Annotated in this window: 12 protein-coding genes; 4 read left to right on the plus strand and 8 right to left on the minus strand. The window is 70.3% G+C overall.

Annotated elements, in window-relative coordinates; genetic code table 11:
* Nucleotides 1–62 precede the first annotated feature (62 nt).
* Both ABT297_RS32765 and ABT297_RS32770 read right to left on the minus strand, forming a co-directional pair.
* Nucleotides 63–539 (minus strand): hypothetical protein, encoded by a 477-nt coding sequence (locus tag ABT297_RS32765; RefSeq protein WP_350556290.1) that lies wholly within the window; start codon nucleotides 537–539, stop codon nucleotides 63–65.
* Between the two features lie 19 nt (nucleotides 540–558).
* Nucleotides 559–891 (minus strand): hypothetical protein, encoded by a 333-nt coding sequence (locus ABT297_RS32770; protein WP_350556291.1) that lies wholly within the window; start codon nucleotides 889–891, stop codon nucleotides 559–561.
* Nucleotides 892–1,367: 476 nt separating this feature from the next.
* Here ABT297_RS32770 and ABT297_RS32775 point away from each other — a divergent pair, with 476 nt between their 5' ends.
* From ABT297_RS32775 to ABT297_RS32790, 4 genes are all read left to right on the plus strand, one after another.
* Nucleotides 1,368–3,407, plus strand: coding sequence for a prolyl oligopeptidase family serine peptidase (locus tag ABT297_RS32775; RefSeq protein ID WP_350556292.1), 2,040 nt, complete (start codon nucleotides 1,368–1,370; stop codon nucleotides 3,405–3,407).
* A gap of 239 nt (nucleotides 3,408–3,646) precedes the next feature.
* Complete coding sequence (locus ABT297_RS32780; protein WP_350556293.1) at nucleotides 3,647–4,951, plus strand: DUF6236 family protein; 1,305 nt, start codon at nucleotides 3,647–3,649, stop codon at nucleotides 4,949–4,951.
* Between the two features lie 546 nt (nucleotides 4,952–5,497).
* The gene (locus ABT297_RS32785; RefSeq protein ID WP_350556294.1) at nucleotides 5,498–5,716 is read left to right on the plus strand and encodes an AbrB/MazE/SpoVT family DNA-binding domain-containing protein; all 219 of its coding nucleotides are present in this window, start codon (nucleotides 5,498–5,500) and stop codon (nucleotides 5,714–5,716) included.
* Nucleotides 5,713–6,744: a tyrosine-type recombinase/integrase gene (locus ABT297_RS32790; protein ID WP_350556295.1), complete on the plus strand. Its 1,032-nt coding sequence runs from the start codon at nucleotides 5,713–5,715 to the stop codon at nucleotides 6,742–6,744. Before ABT297_RS32785 ends, ABT297_RS32790 begins: the two co-directional genes overlap by 4 nt.
* 350 nt (nucleotides 6,745–7,094) lie before the next feature.
* On the opposite strand, the gene ABT297_RS32795 is transcribed toward ABT297_RS32790, so the two are convergent.
* The 6 genes from ABT297_RS32795 to ABT297_RS32820 form a co-directional block, all read right to left on the minus strand.
* On the minus strand, nucleotides 7,095–12,707 hold the full coding sequence (locus tag ABT297_RS32795) for a non-ribosomal peptide synthetase family protein (protein ID WP_350556296.1): 5,613 nt from the start codon (nucleotides 12,705–12,707) through the stop codon (nucleotides 7,095–7,097).
* 85 nt (nucleotides 12,708–12,792) lie between these two features.
* Nucleotides 12,793–13,224: a hypothetical protein gene (locus ABT297_RS32800; RefSeq protein ID WP_350556297.1), complete on the minus strand. Its 432-nt coding sequence runs from the start codon at nucleotides 13,222–13,224 to the stop codon at nucleotides 12,793–12,795.
* A gap of 49 nt (nucleotides 13,225–13,273) precedes the next feature.
* A complete protein-coding gene (panD, locus tag ABT297_RS32805; protein ID WP_350556298.1) occupies nucleotides 13,274–13,696 on the minus strand; it encodes an aspartate 1-decarboxylase in 423 nt (140 codons plus the stop codon).
* Nucleotides 13,693–15,216 carry an alpha/beta hydrolase gene (locus ABT297_RS32810; protein ID WP_350556299.1) on the minus strand — a complete coding sequence of 508 codons (1,524 nt, stop codon included), beginning with the start codon at nucleotides 15,214–15,216 and terminating at the stop codon, nucleotides 13,693–13,695. Before ABT297_RS32810 ends, panD begins: the two co-directional genes overlap by 4 nt.
* Nucleotides 15,217–15,423: an MbtH family protein gene (locus ABT297_RS32815; RefSeq protein WP_350556300.1), complete on the minus strand. Its 207-nt coding sequence runs from the start codon at nucleotides 15,421–15,423 to the stop codon at nucleotides 15,217–15,219.
* Nucleotides 15,420–16,289 (minus strand): class I SAM-dependent methyltransferase, encoded by an 870-nt coding sequence (locus tag ABT297_RS32820; RefSeq protein ID WP_350556301.1) that lies wholly within the window; start codon nucleotides 16,287–16,289, stop codon nucleotides 15,420–15,422. The genes ABT297_RS32815 and ABT297_RS32820 overlap by 4 nt, the downstream gene beginning before the upstream one ends.

Raw genomic sequence — 16,289 nt, forward strand, 5'->3', positions numbered from 1 at the left:
TGGCAGCCTAGCCACCGGATGCCGGCCCTGTCCGCCCTAGCCAACGCCCGGGGTCAGCTTGATCACGAAAGACTCTTGCGCCGCACGCGCATCGAGTACGACGTCCCACTGCTGTCGGAACTGCTGCCCCAACCGCCGGTCGTGGCAATGTCCCAACCCTGCTGCGCTCGCATCTGCTCCGCGAAAGCGCGGTGATCGCGGATCGCGCACCCACAGTCGAGCCACACCCTCACCGAGATGTAGCTGCCGTTCGGATTGCGCTCGAATTCGCCGACCTGCCAGCGGACCTGGTGCTCATGGTCTGCCAGTCCGGTGCGTGCCTCGTCGTGAATCCAACCCATGCCACGGGCAAACTGGTCGAGATCATCGATGGCGAACAGGTCGCTGCGGTAGTTGCCCGGCCAGACCGCGAACAGACGCGACCGCCCCGCCAATGCCCGCTGGTAAGCTGCCCTGTCCGCACCCTGCGACACCGTGCCATCAGCGGCCACCTCGACGTAGCACATCGTGCCCAGCCGGTACTGAAACTCCGCACCCATGGCACCGGCACTACGGGGCTCAGCCATCGCGCAACCACGCACTTGCCTCGAAGTACGCGGCCGGGCACAGAGCTTCCGCCTGATTCAGGATCACATCGCCGATCTTCGGAACCCGCCCGAGCGCCGACGAGGCCCGAGCGCCCTCGGTTCCAATCCGGAAAGCGTCCGGACTGATCCGCTCAGGCTGCCATGCCAGATCGCTGTGCAGCAACACCGCCTGCGCCTCGCCGGGGCGCTGAACGAACACCAACTGGTTTCCATGTTGGTTGACGAAGTAACCAACATAGTCCCCATCGCCGATGCCGCTGCCCGATATCGAGGTCAGCGCCCCAGCCAAGTCGGCATTGCTCATCGCAGCCCTACCCTCCCCGTATAGCCGAGCCAGCAATGCTCGGCCCCAGACGGTTTGGCGTCAAGCTCACACGCCGAACAGTCGGCGGGAGCGGCGATGACTCGCTCGGCACCATCGAGGCTGCCATCATGGCCCGATGACCGAACGGCGCCAAGAAGGCGCGGCAAGGCATGGTGCGCGAGGCGCTCGCCGACGTCCTCCTTAAGCGTGCAGGCCGGCAAGAGTGCGTTGCGTTGTCCGCAGGCCCTTGGGCCAGCGGGCGAATGACCCTGCGACCTGTGGTTATGCGGCCGGCGCTGGCCGCAGCCGCAGCCGCATAACCCCGTGTCCAAGATCAGGGGTCAAGCCCCGTGATCTAGTGTCGGGATCCAGGCGCTTGGATGGCGACGACGTCCGCGCGAACACGGGCACCGGATCGACCTGCTCTCTGCCGGCGTGCGATCATCGTGTACCGGATCGGGCCGGAGGAGGCGGCGATGGACGAGGATGCCGACGACCTGTACCTGTGGCTCGAAGAACTGGACTCGCCACCCGCTGCGCGGTGGGTCGCGGACCGCAACACCGAGACGCTGGCCTCGTTCGCCGATGACAGGTTCGCCCGGGCGAAGGACGCGATCCGCGAGGTGCTCGACAGCAAGGACCGGATCCCTTACCCGGGCTGGCGCGGCGATGGCCTCTACTACGACTTCTGGCAGGACGCGGACCACCCGAGAGGGTTGTGGCGGCGGACCACACTGGAGCAGTACCGGCGCGACGAGCCGGAGTGGGACATCCTGCTCGATGTCGACGCGCTGAACGAGGCCGAGGGCGAGAACTGGGTGTGGGGCGGCGTGACGGTGCTGCGGCCCGGTTACGACCGCTGTCTGGTCAGCCTCTCGCGGGGTGGCGCCGACGCCATGGTGGTCCGCGAGTTCGACCTGCGCGGCCGGGTCTTCGTTGCGGACGGGTTCACGCTGCCCGAGGCGAAGAGCGACGTGGACTGGATCGACGCCGACCACATCTATGTCGCGACCGACTTCGGGCCCGGTACCCTGACGGCCTCCGGCTACCCGCGTGTGGTGAAGCGGTGGCGGCGCGGCACCGCGCTGCCGGAGGCGGAACTCGTGTACGAAGGGCACGTCGACGACATCTCTGTCAGCGCGAGCCACGACCCGACGCCCGGCTACGAGCGCGACTTCGTCAGCCGATCCGTGGACTTCTACCGCAGCGAGCTGTACCTGCGCCGCCCGACCGGCGACCTCGTCAAGATCGACGTACCGGACGACGCCGGCTGCGGCGTACAGCGGGACTGGCTGCTCATCTGGCTCCGGTCATCGTGGGCGGTCGGCGGCGTGACCTATCCGGCCGGCGTCCTGCTGGCCGCCCCGTTCGGCGCGTACCTCGACGGCCAGCGGGACTTGAGCGTCCTGTTCCAGCCCGACGACCGCACGTCGCTCGGCTCGTACGTGTGGACGCGCAACCATCTGATGCTCACCACGATGGCCGACGTCCGGACCCGGCTGCACGTGCTGACCCCGGGCGCCTCCGGCTGGCGCCGGCAGCCGTTACCCGGAGCGGGCGGACTCGACGACACGTGGATCGTCGACACCGATCCCGACAACGACGACTCGTACCTGACCGCCTCCGCCGGGTATCTGCGGCCGGAGACCCTCAGCCTGGGCACCGTCGGCGGTGACGTCGAGGTGCTCAAGCAGGCGCCCGCGTTCTTCGACCCGGACGGCATGCAGGTGCGCCAGTATTCCGCGGCCTCCGCCGACGGCACGCGGGTGCCGTACTTCGTCGTGGGTGGGGCCGCCGCCGCGCCGACGCTCCTGACCGGGTACGGCGGCTTCGAGATCTCCCAAACCCCGTACTACGACGGCGTCATCGGACGTGGCTGGCTCGCGCGGGGCGGCACCTACGTCGTGGCGAACATCCGTGGTGGCAGCGAGTTCGGTCCGGCGTGGCACCAGGCGGCGCTGCGGGAGAAGCGGGTCAGATCGTTCGAGGACTTCGCCGCGGTCGCGGCCGATCTGGTGACGCGCGGGATCACCACCCCGGCGCAGCTGGGTATCGAAGGCGGCAGCAACGGCGGACTGCTCGTGGGCGTCATGCTGACCCGCTATCCCGCGCTGTTCGGGGCGGTCGTGGCCACCGTGCCGCTCCTCGACATGCGCCGCTACACCCACCTGCTCGCCGGCGCCTCATGGATCGCCGAGTACGGAGACCCCGACAACCAGGCCGACTGGACCTACCTGCGCGAATACTCGCCGTACCACAATGTCCGGCCCGGCCGGTCGTACCCTCCGGCCCTGTTCATCACCTCGACCCGCGACGACCGCGTCCATCCCGGACACGCGCGCAAGATGGTCGCCCTGCTGCGCCAGCACGGCCACGACGTCTCCTACTACGAGAACATAGAGGGCGGGCACGGCGCAGCCGCGGACAACGAGCAGCAAGCCACCCTCTGGGCAATGACCCTCGAATACCTCTGGCGCAAGCTGCGCGGCACCGCGGGCCCTCCACCACACGGGTGAAAGGCCCACGGCGGCATCATCGTCCGATCTTGCGCGTGCAGGAGGGTATGCCTAGTAATGCTCTGTCATGAGGCGTTGCAGGGGGTCGGCATCGCGCAGGCGCTCGGCACCTCTACCGCGTTACAGCCGGCAGAACGCACGGGCATCACCGCACCGGAACGCTCTGACCCGGTACGCGCGTCAGAGCTTCGGGTCGGGCCGCCTCTCGACTGTAGCGCCAAGAGGGCATTGTGGTCCCTGTGAGCGATGTAGCCCTCTACTTCCCGCACGTCAACCTGCCCGGCGACAGCTGGGTGAAGGCCGCGGCCCTGCACTGGCCCCAGCTCGGCCGGATCCATCCACGTGGCTACTACGGCCTGCGCGACTCCGATACGGTCAAGCGACTCCGGGACGAACTTGACTTCGTCATCGAGGTGCGGCCGAGCGGCCGGGCAAGCCGCCGGTCCTGGGTGGACGACGACGTCCTCGCGAGGATGCGGCGCCCCTCCCCCAGGCTGGGCACCGAGGACCAGATCGATGCGTTGTTCTACGACTTCCTCGACCGATACAAGGACGAGCTGACACCTCGGTACGGGGCCGAGGCACTCGGTTTCGAATCCCTGCACACCGAGGAGGTGCACGACGAACTCCTGCCGCTCGATTCCCGCCTGGAAATGGTTCATCCGGACAAGATGTCCTACCGGCTGGCTCAGCGGCTGGCGAACGACGGGTTGCTGGTGTCCCGGAGGTACCCGTGGCGCCGCGCGTCCGACGGGAAGGTGCTCGACGTCAGCGACCTGGCGATGCACTCCCGCTTGGCAGGGGTCTATTTGGCGATCTTGGCGGACGTTGTCGCCCGCGAGAACGGGATGACGCCGGTCACCGATCAGCCACTGGCCTCAGCAGTCACGTCGGGCTGGACCATCGAGGCGATGGCCCAGATCCTGCTCGCCGACGACACCGAGAGGGCGCCGGGGGGCCCGACGGACTTCAGCCAGGTGTTCGCGGTGCTGGCGCTGCAGACAGTACTGCCGCGCGACCTGGCCGAGGTGCCCGTCGAGCGGATCATCGAGGCGCGACGGAGGCTGCTGCCACAGCTCATGCGCTATCGCGAGTTCCTCGACTCGCTCACACCGGACCTCGTGGCGATCAGCGAGGTCCGGGATCCGGATGTGCGAGCCGCCAAGCTGCGCAACCACGTGGAGGGCAAGGTCGCGCACCCGCTCGAAGAGATGGAACGCACGCTCGGCCGGCTCGGCCTGCTACCGGTTCGAGCCGTACTCAGTCTTCAGACGCTCGCACCGCCGGCGGCGCTGGGTGTGCTGGCCAACGCTGTCCACCTGCCGCCGGTCGTCACCAGCGCGGGCGTGGTCGCGGGGTGCCTGGTCGGGGCGGTGAGGGGCGCCCTCGACCAGCGAAGGCAGATCATCGCCGGCCATCCCGCCGGCTACCTGCTGGATCTGCGGCACGAACTGGGCCCCTCCGACACCGTTGCGCAGATCCGGTCCGCCATCCGGCGGGCGGTGCCTAAACCACGACGCCCCGTTCAGGGGACCGCCGAATAGGGCCAAGCCGCAAATCAGTCGTGAGGTCCTGCCGCGGCTACGGCAGGACCTCGCCGACGCCCTCCAAATCCAGAGGGATTGAGGCGTAGGCTGTGACCTCGTACGATGTTCGCATGAACCCCTGGATTTCGCAGGGGTGCGACGGGTGAGGGTTCAGATCCCCCCTTCGACACAAAAACCCAGCACACATGCTGTATTTGAGGGCCGCGTGTTCGAGCGCAATCGAGCACGCGGCTTCGGCGTATACGCCGCACGTTCCTGACCGTTGCGACGTGGTGCGGGTCGGGTGGCCGCGATGAGCACCGGCCCGATCCCCGCCGTCATCCCCTCCGTCCTGCCGCAATCGCGTTCCCCGATCACAACCGGCTCGATGCGACCTCGCGGACCGCTCCCCTCGCCCGGCTCACCCAGCGCCCGGCCGGCACGCTGCGGTTCGGGCTGGCGACGGTCGACACGAACGGGCGGGTCGCGGACGCTGCCCTGATACGGACGCTCGGCTGGACGGACACCACCCGGCTGCACCTGCAGGCGTACACGGGCCTGATCGTGGTCGCCGCGGACGAGCACGGCATCTTCCGGCTCAGCCGCCTCGGCCACGTCCGACTGCCGGCGGCGGCGCGGCACTGGTGCCGGCTCGGCGCGGGCGACCGGGTGCTGCTGGCCGCCGACCCGGTCAACGGCCTGCTCATCGTGCACCCGCCGGTGGTGCTCGAGGAACTCGTTGCCAGGCTGCACGCGACGCACTTCGCGGACGGTGCCGCATGACGGCCGCGCCCACGTCCGATCGTGACGCCGACCTGGACGCCGCGCGGCTGCTGCTGGCCAGGCTCGGGGTGTCGCCGGAGGAACTGCTGCAGTCGCCCGCGGTCCGGCCGGCGGTGCCGACGTTCCGGGAGTATCTGCCGGTGGTACGCGCCGCCGTGGGGGCGGGGACGCTGCGGGCGTACAGCAGCTACTGGAACCGCATCGAGGAGCAGTGGGGCGAGCGGCGGATGGACGACGTGAAAGCGTCCGACATCAGCGGCCTCGTCGAGTTCGTGAAGGCCAACCGGGTCGTGCGGCGCAACGCCCGCTCCGGCCGCGGGACGGCCGAGAATCTGATCGCGGCGCTGCGATGCGCGTACAGCCACGCGGCCGCCGACGGCTACCTCACCAAGGACGAAAACCCGGCCTTGAAGGTCCCGAAACCACGGCGGCTACCGAGCACCCGCGCTGCGCTCGCCGACGCGAAACTCGTCGAGCTCAACGCGGCCGCAGCGTCCAGCGGCAACGACCCGGAGCTCGATGCGCTGCTGCTGCGGCTGCACACGGAGACGGCGTGCCGGCGGGGCGGGGCGCTGGCGCTGCGGCCCGTCGACCTCGACGAGGAGCAGTGCCTGGTCCGGCTGCGGGAGAAGGGCGAGACGGAACGCTGGCAGCCGGTCTCCCCCACCCTGATGCAGTACCTGCTGCAACATGCGCACGACCGGGGCGCCGCCGGGCGCCGCAACGGCCAGCTGCTGCGCTACCGCAACGGGACCCCGGTCACCCGCCGGCGGTACGACCATCTGTTCACGCGTATGGGCGCCATACTGCCGTGGGTGGCGACGCAGCAGATCAGCATCCACTGGCTGCGGCACACGACGCTGACGTGGGTGGAGCGCAACTTCGGCTACGCGATCGCCCAGGCGTACGCCGGCCACGCCGACGGCGGCAGTGACGCCGGTACGACCGTCCGGTACGTGCGGGCCAAGCTCAGCGAGGTGGCCGCCGCACTCGCCGCGCTGACCGGCGAGCCCCATCCCCTGCAGTGACCCGGTTGTGTGGCCGCTCACTCCGCGAGCGGCCACACCCATTGGCAGGGCAACAGCTGGCACCTCATGACACGTCCCCATAGGGGCTGGACGGCGACAGCATGGAAGGGCTGTGGCCGCGATCGGTGGTCGTCCTCGCTCTCAGGAGTGGTGCATCGCGATGACAGGCCCACGCCCCGAGGACGGTGCACCTCGGCCCCGGGCCTGCCGTCTGGGCTGCCGATGCCGTCAGAGCGCAACGCGCGCGTCTGGGAATCGCCGGCCTCGTTGCCGACGACCGCTTCGACGAGATGGACGCGGCAGCCACTCCGGAGATCAAGCGCGGCTGAGGCACCCGTCAGGGCGGCTGGCTACGCCGGCGCGCCGGGGACAGGCAGATATCCGGTACGGACAAAATAGTCGACAGTACGGGCGAACGCGGCGTCGTCGATGTCGGGCAGGTGTACTCCCGTGCCGGACAGTGCCGACTGGGTCTCGGTGATGTCGAACAGCGCGTCGGTCATGCCCCCGCTGCCTTCTTGCAGGACTCCGAGCAGCGGATAGGCGGCGTTGTCCGGGTCCGCCTCGACTCGCTCGCACCACCGCGGGAACGGCAGTTCGGCGAGGGGGTATCCCAGGTCGCGCAGCCGCCGCACCATATCGGCGAGGATGACCGGCCGGCGGTGGGTGAGGTGGTAGGCAACCGGGCCGGGTTCGTGTGACCGGGAGATCGCCCGGATCGCGCCGGCCACGTAGTCGACCGGCACCAGGTCCACGGCAATGGTGGCGCCAGCCGGAACGGCTCCCGCCTGCACGCACCCCTTCAGGACCCGCCACAGGTAGTCGTCACCCTGGCAGGCGCCCGAACGGGTGTCGCCGCTGATCCGCGACGGCCGGTAGACGGTGATTGGCAGGCCCCGGTCCCGGGCGACGCCGACGATCTGTTCGGCCACCCACTTGCTGCGCGTGTAACCGGTGCCCAGGGACGCCGGCGGGCCGGTCGGCGCGTCCTGCCGGATGGTGCCGTCCGGCCCTTCGGCCGGGGTGTCCGCGCCGAAGACACCGATGGTGGAGACGTAATGCACCGGTACGGTGCGATGGCGTGCCGCGAGCCGCAGCACCTGCTCGGTGCCGGTCACGTTGCCGGCTTTCAACTGGGCGTACGGGTAAACCAGGTTGACCGAGGCGCCGGCGTGATAGACCACGTCGACGGTGCGGGCCAGGTCGTCGAAGTGGTTCTCCCCCAGTCCCAGCCACGGTTCGGCGAGGTTTCCGGCGTGCACCACGATCCGATCCCACGGCAGATCCAGTTCGAATCGGGTGATCGCACCGGCCAGCCGGTCGCGGGCGTGCGCCGGGCTGTCGCCGCGGACCAGGCAGTGCACCGTCACATCGGTGTCATCGAGCAGTTCCCGCAGCAGGAAGGCGCCGAGGAAGCCGGTCGCTCCGGTGAGCAGGGCGGTACACGGATCGGCGGCCACCTCGATCACCGGATAGGTCGGGACGATGTCGCTGCTGAGCCGGACGTCGGCGATCAGGTCGGCGGCGCCGTGGTCACCGCCGCCAGCGGACCCGATGGCGGCGGCGATGCCCGCCATGGTGGGCGACTCGAACAGCACCCGCAGCGGGATGTCGGAGTCGAACGCTTCGCGCAGCTGGTAGACGAACCGGGTGGCGACCAGGGAATGCCCGCCGATCTCGAAGAAGTTGTCGTCCGCGCCAACTCGCTCCAGGCCGAGCACCTCGGCGCAGATCCGGGTGACCACCGCTTCGGCCTCGGTGCGGGGTGCCACGTGCCCGGTCTCGCGAATCACGCTGTCGGCGTCGGCGGCCGGCAGCGCATCCCGGTCGACCTTGCCGTTCGGGGTGAGCGGCAGGGCGTCCACGACGACGAACGCGGCCGGGACCATGTAGCCGGGCACCTGCCGGCCGAGGAACTCGCGGACCGACGGCACCAGCCGGCGACGGCGCAGCGCCCGCGGCGGGTCATTGGCGTACAGCTCCGGCGCGCCGAGCGGGCCCGCGTCAGCCACCGCGACCTCGCCCGGCCCGCCATCGAGTACCAGGTCGTACGCGCCGGGCAGGTCGGCGTTCGGGTGGAACCGGTAGCTACGCCCGGCGGCCTCGGCCAGCGCGGCGACGGCCTCGATCTCGACACCGGTCGCCGGGGCACGGTCGGTTTCACGGCGCAGGTCGACCACGGTGGAGCCGGGCGCGGCCCGCTCCAGCAGATCCAGCGCACGCACGGATGCCTCGACGCGGGGGTTGGTGATCGCGGCCACGCGCAGCGGACGGCCACCGGCGGGCGGGGCGAGCAGCGCGGTCAGGTCGAGACCCGGTGACCAGGCCACCTCGGTCTCCGGCACCGGAGGACATGCCTCGTCCAGGCGCAGCACAACGTCGTACCGGAAGCAGCTCATCTCGTTATGGAAGCGGCCACGCCGCGGCCGGACCTCTACCGAGGCGAGCCGGGGGATCCGGGAGCTCAGCGCCCGGAAGTAGCGCGGGTCACAGAGCAGTTCCTCCTCCTCCTGGACACGCCGGGTGACCTGGCCACGCAGCCGAGTCAGCGGCATGTCGCCAGCCGCACGGGCGAGCTCGACCGAGAGGTGGAACGCCTGCACCAGGCGCAGGTCACGCACGTCACCGACGAAGATCGCCGCGCCGTACGGCAGGATCCCGGCGATCCGGCTCAGCACCGTGGTCAGGTACTCCACCTCGGGGAAGTACTGGACCACCGAGTTGATCACGACGGTGTCGAACAGGTCGTTCGGAAGGTCGCAGACCACGTCGGCGGCCTGGTGCAGCAGTGTCACGTGGTCGGCCGTCACCCGGCTCTTGAGGGTGGCGATCGCATCGGCGGACAGGTCGGTGCCGACGTACTCCACGGCGTGCGGTGCGAGCCGGTGCAGCAGCAGGCCGGTTCCGCAGCCCACCTCGAGGATCCGGCGGGGCCGTAGGTCGCGGACCGCCGCGACGGTGGCCGACACCCACTCGCGCATCTCCTCGGCCGGTAGCGGGGCGTTGGTGTAGGTGCTGTTCCAGCCGGTGATGTCGAAGTCGTCGGCGAGGGCGCCGGCCGCCGATCCGTACATGCCGTCGAACACCTGCTCCCACTCGGCGATCTGGTTGCGGGAGACGAAGTTGGGGCCGGTGCCGGGCGGTGAGGCGACGGCGTCCAGGGCGGCCGGGTCCGGAACGAGATAGCCGACCAGGCGGCGGTCGCCGTCGCCGGTTTCGTGGACCTGCACCACGGCCGCGGTGATCGCGGGGTGGGCGAGCAGACCCGCCTCCACCTCACCGGTCTCGATCCGGAACCCGCGGATCTTGACCTGGTGGTCGATGCGTCCCAGGTATTCGACCGCGCCGTCGGGCATCACCCGGGCCAGGTCGCCGGTCCGGTACAGGCGGGCGCCGTGCCGGTCGGTGAACGGGTGCGGCACGAACCGGTCGGCGGTCAGGGCGGGCGAGTTGAGGTACGCCCGGGCCAGGCCCGCGCCGCCGACGTAGAGTTCGCCGGGCACCCCGGCCGGAGCCGGATGCATCGCGCTGCCGTCCAGGACGAACAGTTCGAGGTCGGCCAGCGGGATCCCGATCGGGCTGCGGCCGGGCTGTTCGGCGTCGGCGGCCCGGATGACCCGGTAGGTGACGTGCACCGTGGTCTCAGTGATGCCGTACATGTTGACCAGCAGCGGCTGCTGGTCGCCGTACCGGGCGATCCACGGGCCCAGGGTCTGCGGGTCCAGGGCCTCGCCGCCGAAGACGACGTACCGCAGCGCCAGGGCGTCGCCGGCGCGCACCGCGGCGGCACTGAAGGGGACGAACGCGGATGGCGTCTGGTTGAGCACGGTGACGCCCTCGTCGCGGACCAGCTCGTAGTAGGCCTCCGCCGACCGGGCCGTCACCGTGGGCACCACTACGACCCGGCCGCCGTAGAGCAGGGCACCCCACATCTCCCAGACCGAGAAGTCGAAGGCATACGAGTGGAACAAGGTCCAAACGTCGTCCGGGCCGAAGGTGAACAGTTCCTCGGCGGCCTCGAAGAGCCGGATCACGTTACGGTGGGTGATCAGCACGCCCTTGGGAGTGCCGGTGGAGCCGGAGGTATAGATGACGTACGCCCCGGCGTCAGGTCCGGCCGGTACCGGTGGGAGTGGTTCGGCGCCGGCAAGGTCGAGCTCGTCCAGCAGCAGCACCGGGGCCGGGCTGTCCGGCAGCTGGCCGGCCATGTGCGCCTGGGTGAGCAGGACCGCCGGCCGGGCGTCGGTGACGATGGCGTTGAGCCGGGCGGTCGGGTAGGCGGGGTCCAGCGGCACGTAGACGGCACCGGCCCGCAGGACCGCCGCGATCGCTGTCACGGTCCACAGCGACCGGTCGATCAACAACGCGACCCGGTCCCCCGGCCGTACGCCCTGCTCGTGCAGCCGCCGGGCGAGCCGGCCCGCGGCCTGGTCGAGCTGCGTGTACGTCAGGTCCTCCCCCGCGAAGGTGACGGCCACGGCACCGGGCGTACGCCGCGTCTGTGCGGCGAGCAGCTCGTGCAGGGTGCCGGCACCGGCCGGCTCGGCGCGGCGGCGGCCGTTGCCCAGCAGCTCGGCGCGCTCGTGCCCGGGCAGCATGGGCAGGTCCCGCAGCGGAGTCTCGGGCTCGGCGACGGCCGCTTCCAGCAAGGCGGCGTAGCGGTGCAGCAGGCGGGCCGCGGTGTCCTCGTCGAAGCGGCCGGCGTCGTATTCCAGCGCCGCGACCAGGCCACCGTCGCGCGGTGCCACCGACAGCAGCAGGTCGAACTTGGCGGTGCCGGTGTGCACGTCGAGCGGTTCGACGTCGAGGCCGGGCAGGGAGCCGGCGTCCTGGCCGGCGTTCTGCAGCACAAACATGGTCTGGAACAGCGGGGCCTGGCTCATCTGCCGTTCCGGGCGCAGCTCGGCGACCAGTTTCTCGAACGGGATGTTCTGGTGGCCGAACGCGCCGATCGCCACCGTCCGGACGTGGCGCAGCAGCTCGCGCATGCTCATGCCGGTGGTGATGTCGAACCGCAGTGCCAGCGCGTTGACGAAGAACCCGATCAGCCCTTCGATGTCGAGGTCGTTGCGGTTGGCGATCGGTGTGCCGACGACCAGTGGCCCGTCCTCCTGGCCGATGCCGCGATGCCGGGCGAGCAAGGCCACGTAGCCGCTGAGCAGCGTCATGTACAGGGTGGACCGGTGTGCTCGCCCAAAGGCGTCGAGAGCGGCGCTGAGTTCGGTGCCGAGTTCCAGCGAAACGCGCCCGCCGGCGGCGATGGCCGGGCCGGTGTCGACGCGCGGGCGGGCCATCGGCAGGTCCAGGGCGGGCACGGTGCTGCCCAGCCGGTCCCGCCAGTAGTCGAGGTCGGCGTCGAAGTCGCCGGCGGCGTACCGTTCCCGCTGGCGGACCGCGAAGTCGCCGTACTGGATCGGCAGTGGGGGCAGCGGTGAGCCGGTGCCGCCGTGCAGGCCGGCGATGGTGGCGAACAGCTCCTTGAAGAGCACGCCGACCGACCAGCCGTCGGAGATGATGTGGTGCATCACGAACAGCAGGGTGTGGTCGTCCGGGCCGTGTCGCAGCAGGGTGGCGCGCAGTAGGGGCGGTGCGGTCAGGTCGAACGGGACGGCGGCGAGCTGGGCCAGCCGGGCGGCGATCTGCGGTCCGTCCGGTGTCGCGTCACCGGCGTCGAACACCTCCAGCGGGACGCGCAGTTCGGGCAGGACGCGCTGCATCGGCTCGCCGTCGGCCGAGATGAACGCGGTGCGCAACGTCTCGTGGCGCTCGACCAGTGTTCCGATCGCGCGTTCCAGGACGTCGAGGTCGATGTGGCCACGCATCCGGGCGGCCAGCGGTACGTTCTGTACGGCGGTGCCGGGGACGAGCTGTTCCAGGAACCAGAGTCGTTCCTGGGCGAAGGACAGGGGTGTCATGCCGAGCCGGCGGACGGCCGTGGCCGAGGATGCAGCGGCCGTGGTCAAGTCTCCTCCAGATGGTCTCGATGCCACGCACGGAGTGCGGCCATCGGCAGGCGCGCGGCCGGCCGGTGGCTGTGAAAGGGGGCGCTCAGCAGTTCGGGGTCACCAGGTCGTTCGATCCGACCCGGAACTTGACCTGCACGTCGCGGGAGTAGGTGGTGCCCTCGATGGACAGGGCGACGCTCTTGACGTGCAGCCGGCCCGTGCCGCCGTCCACCACGACGTCGGCGCCGAACACCTTGATGTCGACGTCCATGTCGTCCGGCAGGTCGAGAATGAGGTCGATCCGGGCCGACTGCCGGAAATAACGCCACACGGACGACGACCCAATGTGCAGGACATCGCCGGCGACGTGGGCCTTCGCGCCGAGTGTGGCGGTGTCTCCCTTGGCCCGGACCGCGACGGTGTCACGGCGGGACGCGATGAGCCGGATGTTGCCGCCGACGATGTTGATGTCGACACGACGGACCTGCCCCGGCTGGGACTCGAAGACCTCGACGATGGGCGGATCGGACTGCATGGATCGCTCCTCGGTTCAGGATACGCAGTGGACAGCGGATGCCGGCCGATCAACCCTGCACGGCCACCACGTCGCCGCGCATCAGGGGTCCGCCCTCGGATGCCTCGGCCGGGTCGGAGCCGACCGAGATCGCCCGGTTGTGGTTGTCGACGAACACCACGCGCGGCTTGAGCGACTTCAGTTCCTCGTCGTTGACCTGAGCGTACGCGATGATGATGACCAGGTCGCCGGGGCTGATGAGCCGGGCGGCGGCACCGTTGATGCCCAGGACCCCGGAGTTGGCGGGGCCTTCGATGACGTAGGTCGACAGTCGTGCCCCGTTGTCGATGTCGACGATGTCGACCTTCTCGCCGGGCAGCAGGTCGGCGGCCTCCATCAGGTCCTTGCTGATGGTCACCGAGCCAACGTAGTGCAGGTCGGCCTGGGTCACGGTGACGCGGTGGATCTTCGACTTCATGAAGGTGCGGATCATGATGCGGGCCTTCCGGTCGTGGTCCGGTTCAGCTGTGGAAAGGGCGAGTTCTCCTGCCGCAGCGTCGTGCCGGGCGGGGGCAGTTTCCCGTCGGCCAGGTACGCCGCGATCAGCCGGTGCACGCGCTCGTCGGGGTTGTAGTGGGTGGTGTGCCCGACGCCGTCGACGGTGACCAGACGGGCGCCCGGCATCGTGTCGGAGAGGCGGCGGGTGACCTCGTACGGTGTGCCCGGGTCACCGGTGACACCGATGAACAGCAACGGCGCCGCGGTCGCGCGATCCCAGGGACCGGTGTAGCGGCCGGCCGCGGCGGGCCAGCCGGCGGTGGCGACCGCGGGCCACGCCACGATCGAGCCCATCCCGCCGGCCCGGTCCTCGGCCAGTTTCGCCTGGGCGAACCAGCTCTGCGCGTCGGCCGGGGCCGGTGCGTCGCTGCCGAGCAGGGTTAGCGACTGCTCGGGCGGGCTGGCGAACAGCGGGGGTACGTCGGCGCCGTTCGGCGAGCCGGAGAAGTCGAAGGCGGTGACGTACGGGTCGTCGCCGTCGGCCTCGCTGGCCAGCCACAGGTCCTGCAGCCGCTGCGCCTGCTCGGCCCAGTAGGCGGTCTGGTACAGCGTGACCCACATGTGTGCGATGACGGTGCCGTAGTTGACCTCGGCCGGGCCGGCCGGAGTGGACAGTCGCACCGGTCGGTCACGCAGCCGCTGCAGCAGCGTCGCGAACTTCGCCCGGGTCGCCTCCGGCGAGCCGGCCGAGAACGGGCTGGCCGAGGCACCGGCCAGGTCGAGGAACCGGTCCAGGCCGGCGTCGGCGGCGAGGTCGAAGCCGACCCGCAGCGGCGTGCACAGCTCCGGCTCGGCGTCGGCGTGATACCAGGCGACCGGGTCGATGCTGCCGTCGAGCACCATGGCCCGTACCCGCTGCGGGTAGAGGTTGGCCAGGACGATGCCGAGCAGTGCGCCGTACGAGATGCCGTAGAAGTTGATCTGCTCTTCGCCGAGTGCGTCGGCGAGCAGCGCGATGTCGTGGGCGGTGCCGGTAGTGGAGATGCACGGCAGCAGGTCGGCGTTGCGTTCGCGGATCAGCGCACCGAACTCGGTGAACCGCTCGATCCAGACCTCGCCCTCCGCGTCGGTGGTCGGGAACGGCTGCGGTAGGCCGGCGAAGATGGTCATCGCCTCCTCCATCGAGGCGAACCCGCGGACCGGGGTGCTGGCACCGGAGCCGCGCGGATCGAGGCTGACCACGTCGAAACGCTCGCGGACCTCGGCCGGCAGGAACCGGTGGTGCGACGGCAGCAGGGTCACGCCGGGGAACGCCGGCCCACCCGGGACGAAGAACAGCGTGCCGAGGCGCCGCTGGTGGTCGGCGGCCGGGCGCCGGATCACCTCCAGGTCGATGCGCGGCCCGTCCGGCTGGTCGTGGTCGCGTGGCACCGCGACGGTGGCCACCTGGTAGTCGGGCTCGCTGTCGTGCGGGCGCCAGGTCACCGCCGGCGCTCCGGTTGCGGTCCCCGTCATCTACTCCCCCTCGTTGGTGGTCTTCTCGCGTACGGTGCGCGGGCGCATGTCGATCCACACCTCGGCGATGTGGTCCAGGCACTCCTGTCGTGCGCCGGTGAAGCCGGTGGGCCGCCAGCCGGGCGGGGCGGCCCGGAAGTCCGGCCACACCGAATACTGCTCCTCGCCGTTGACGACGACCGCCCAGCCGGCGGCCGCGGCGCTCACGGTTGCTCCGGCTTGACGCCGGTGAACATGAAGACCAGCAGCATCGCCGAGGCGTCCGGCAGGGCCAGGAATTGGTCGACGAGGTCGGCCACGTGCGCGACCGCGGCGGCGGCCTCCGGGTTCTGGTCGACCATCAACGCGTACCGGGACCGGACGTTGAGCTGCGGCTCCAGCGCCGCCATGCCCAGTTCGTCGCTGGACACCGCGACCGCCTCGACCTTGATGTCGGTGTAGCCGGCCTCGCGCAGCAGGGCGGGCACCCGGCGGCCGATCAGCCGGTCACCGCCGCGGGCAGCCTGCATCGCGACCCGCCCTTCGATGATCTTCTCGATCACCGGCAGGTCCGCGCTCGGGTGCACACTGCCCCAGAGCCGGTCGTCGATGTCGACGATGACGGTGCGGCCGCCGGGGCGCAGCAGCCGCCGCATCTCGGTCAGCGCCTTGACCGGGTCGGGCACGTGCTGGAGCACGAACCGGGCGTGCACCAGGTCGAAGGAGGCATCGGGCAGCGGCGCGTCCAGGATGGAACCCTCGATGATGCGGGGTGGGTTGTCGACCCGGCCCTGTAGGTATGCGGTGGCCTCCGCGATCTGGTGCGGTTCCATCTCCAGGCACGTCACCGAGCCCTGCGGCACCTCCTGCAGCAGCAGTTCGGTGGTGAAGCCGGGCCCGGAGCCGACCTCGAGCAGGTCCAGGTCCGGGCGGAGGCCGAAGTGGCGCAGTACCCGGGCCTCCTTGGGCCAGGAGGCAGTGGCCTGCAGGCGCAGGCGGTTGAGTTCACCTTCGGGGTCGGGGTGCTCGCCGGCGCCGTAGTAGGACTGGCGGAACTCGCCCTCGGTGGGGGTCGACGGTGCGGTGGTGGTCAT

Origin of the sequence: Dactylosporangium sp. NPDC000555, assembly GCF_040300025.1 — a bacterium.
Taxonomy (GTDB): domain Bacteria; phylum Actinomycetota; class Actinomycetes; order Mycobacteriales; family Micromonosporaceae; genus Dactylosporangium.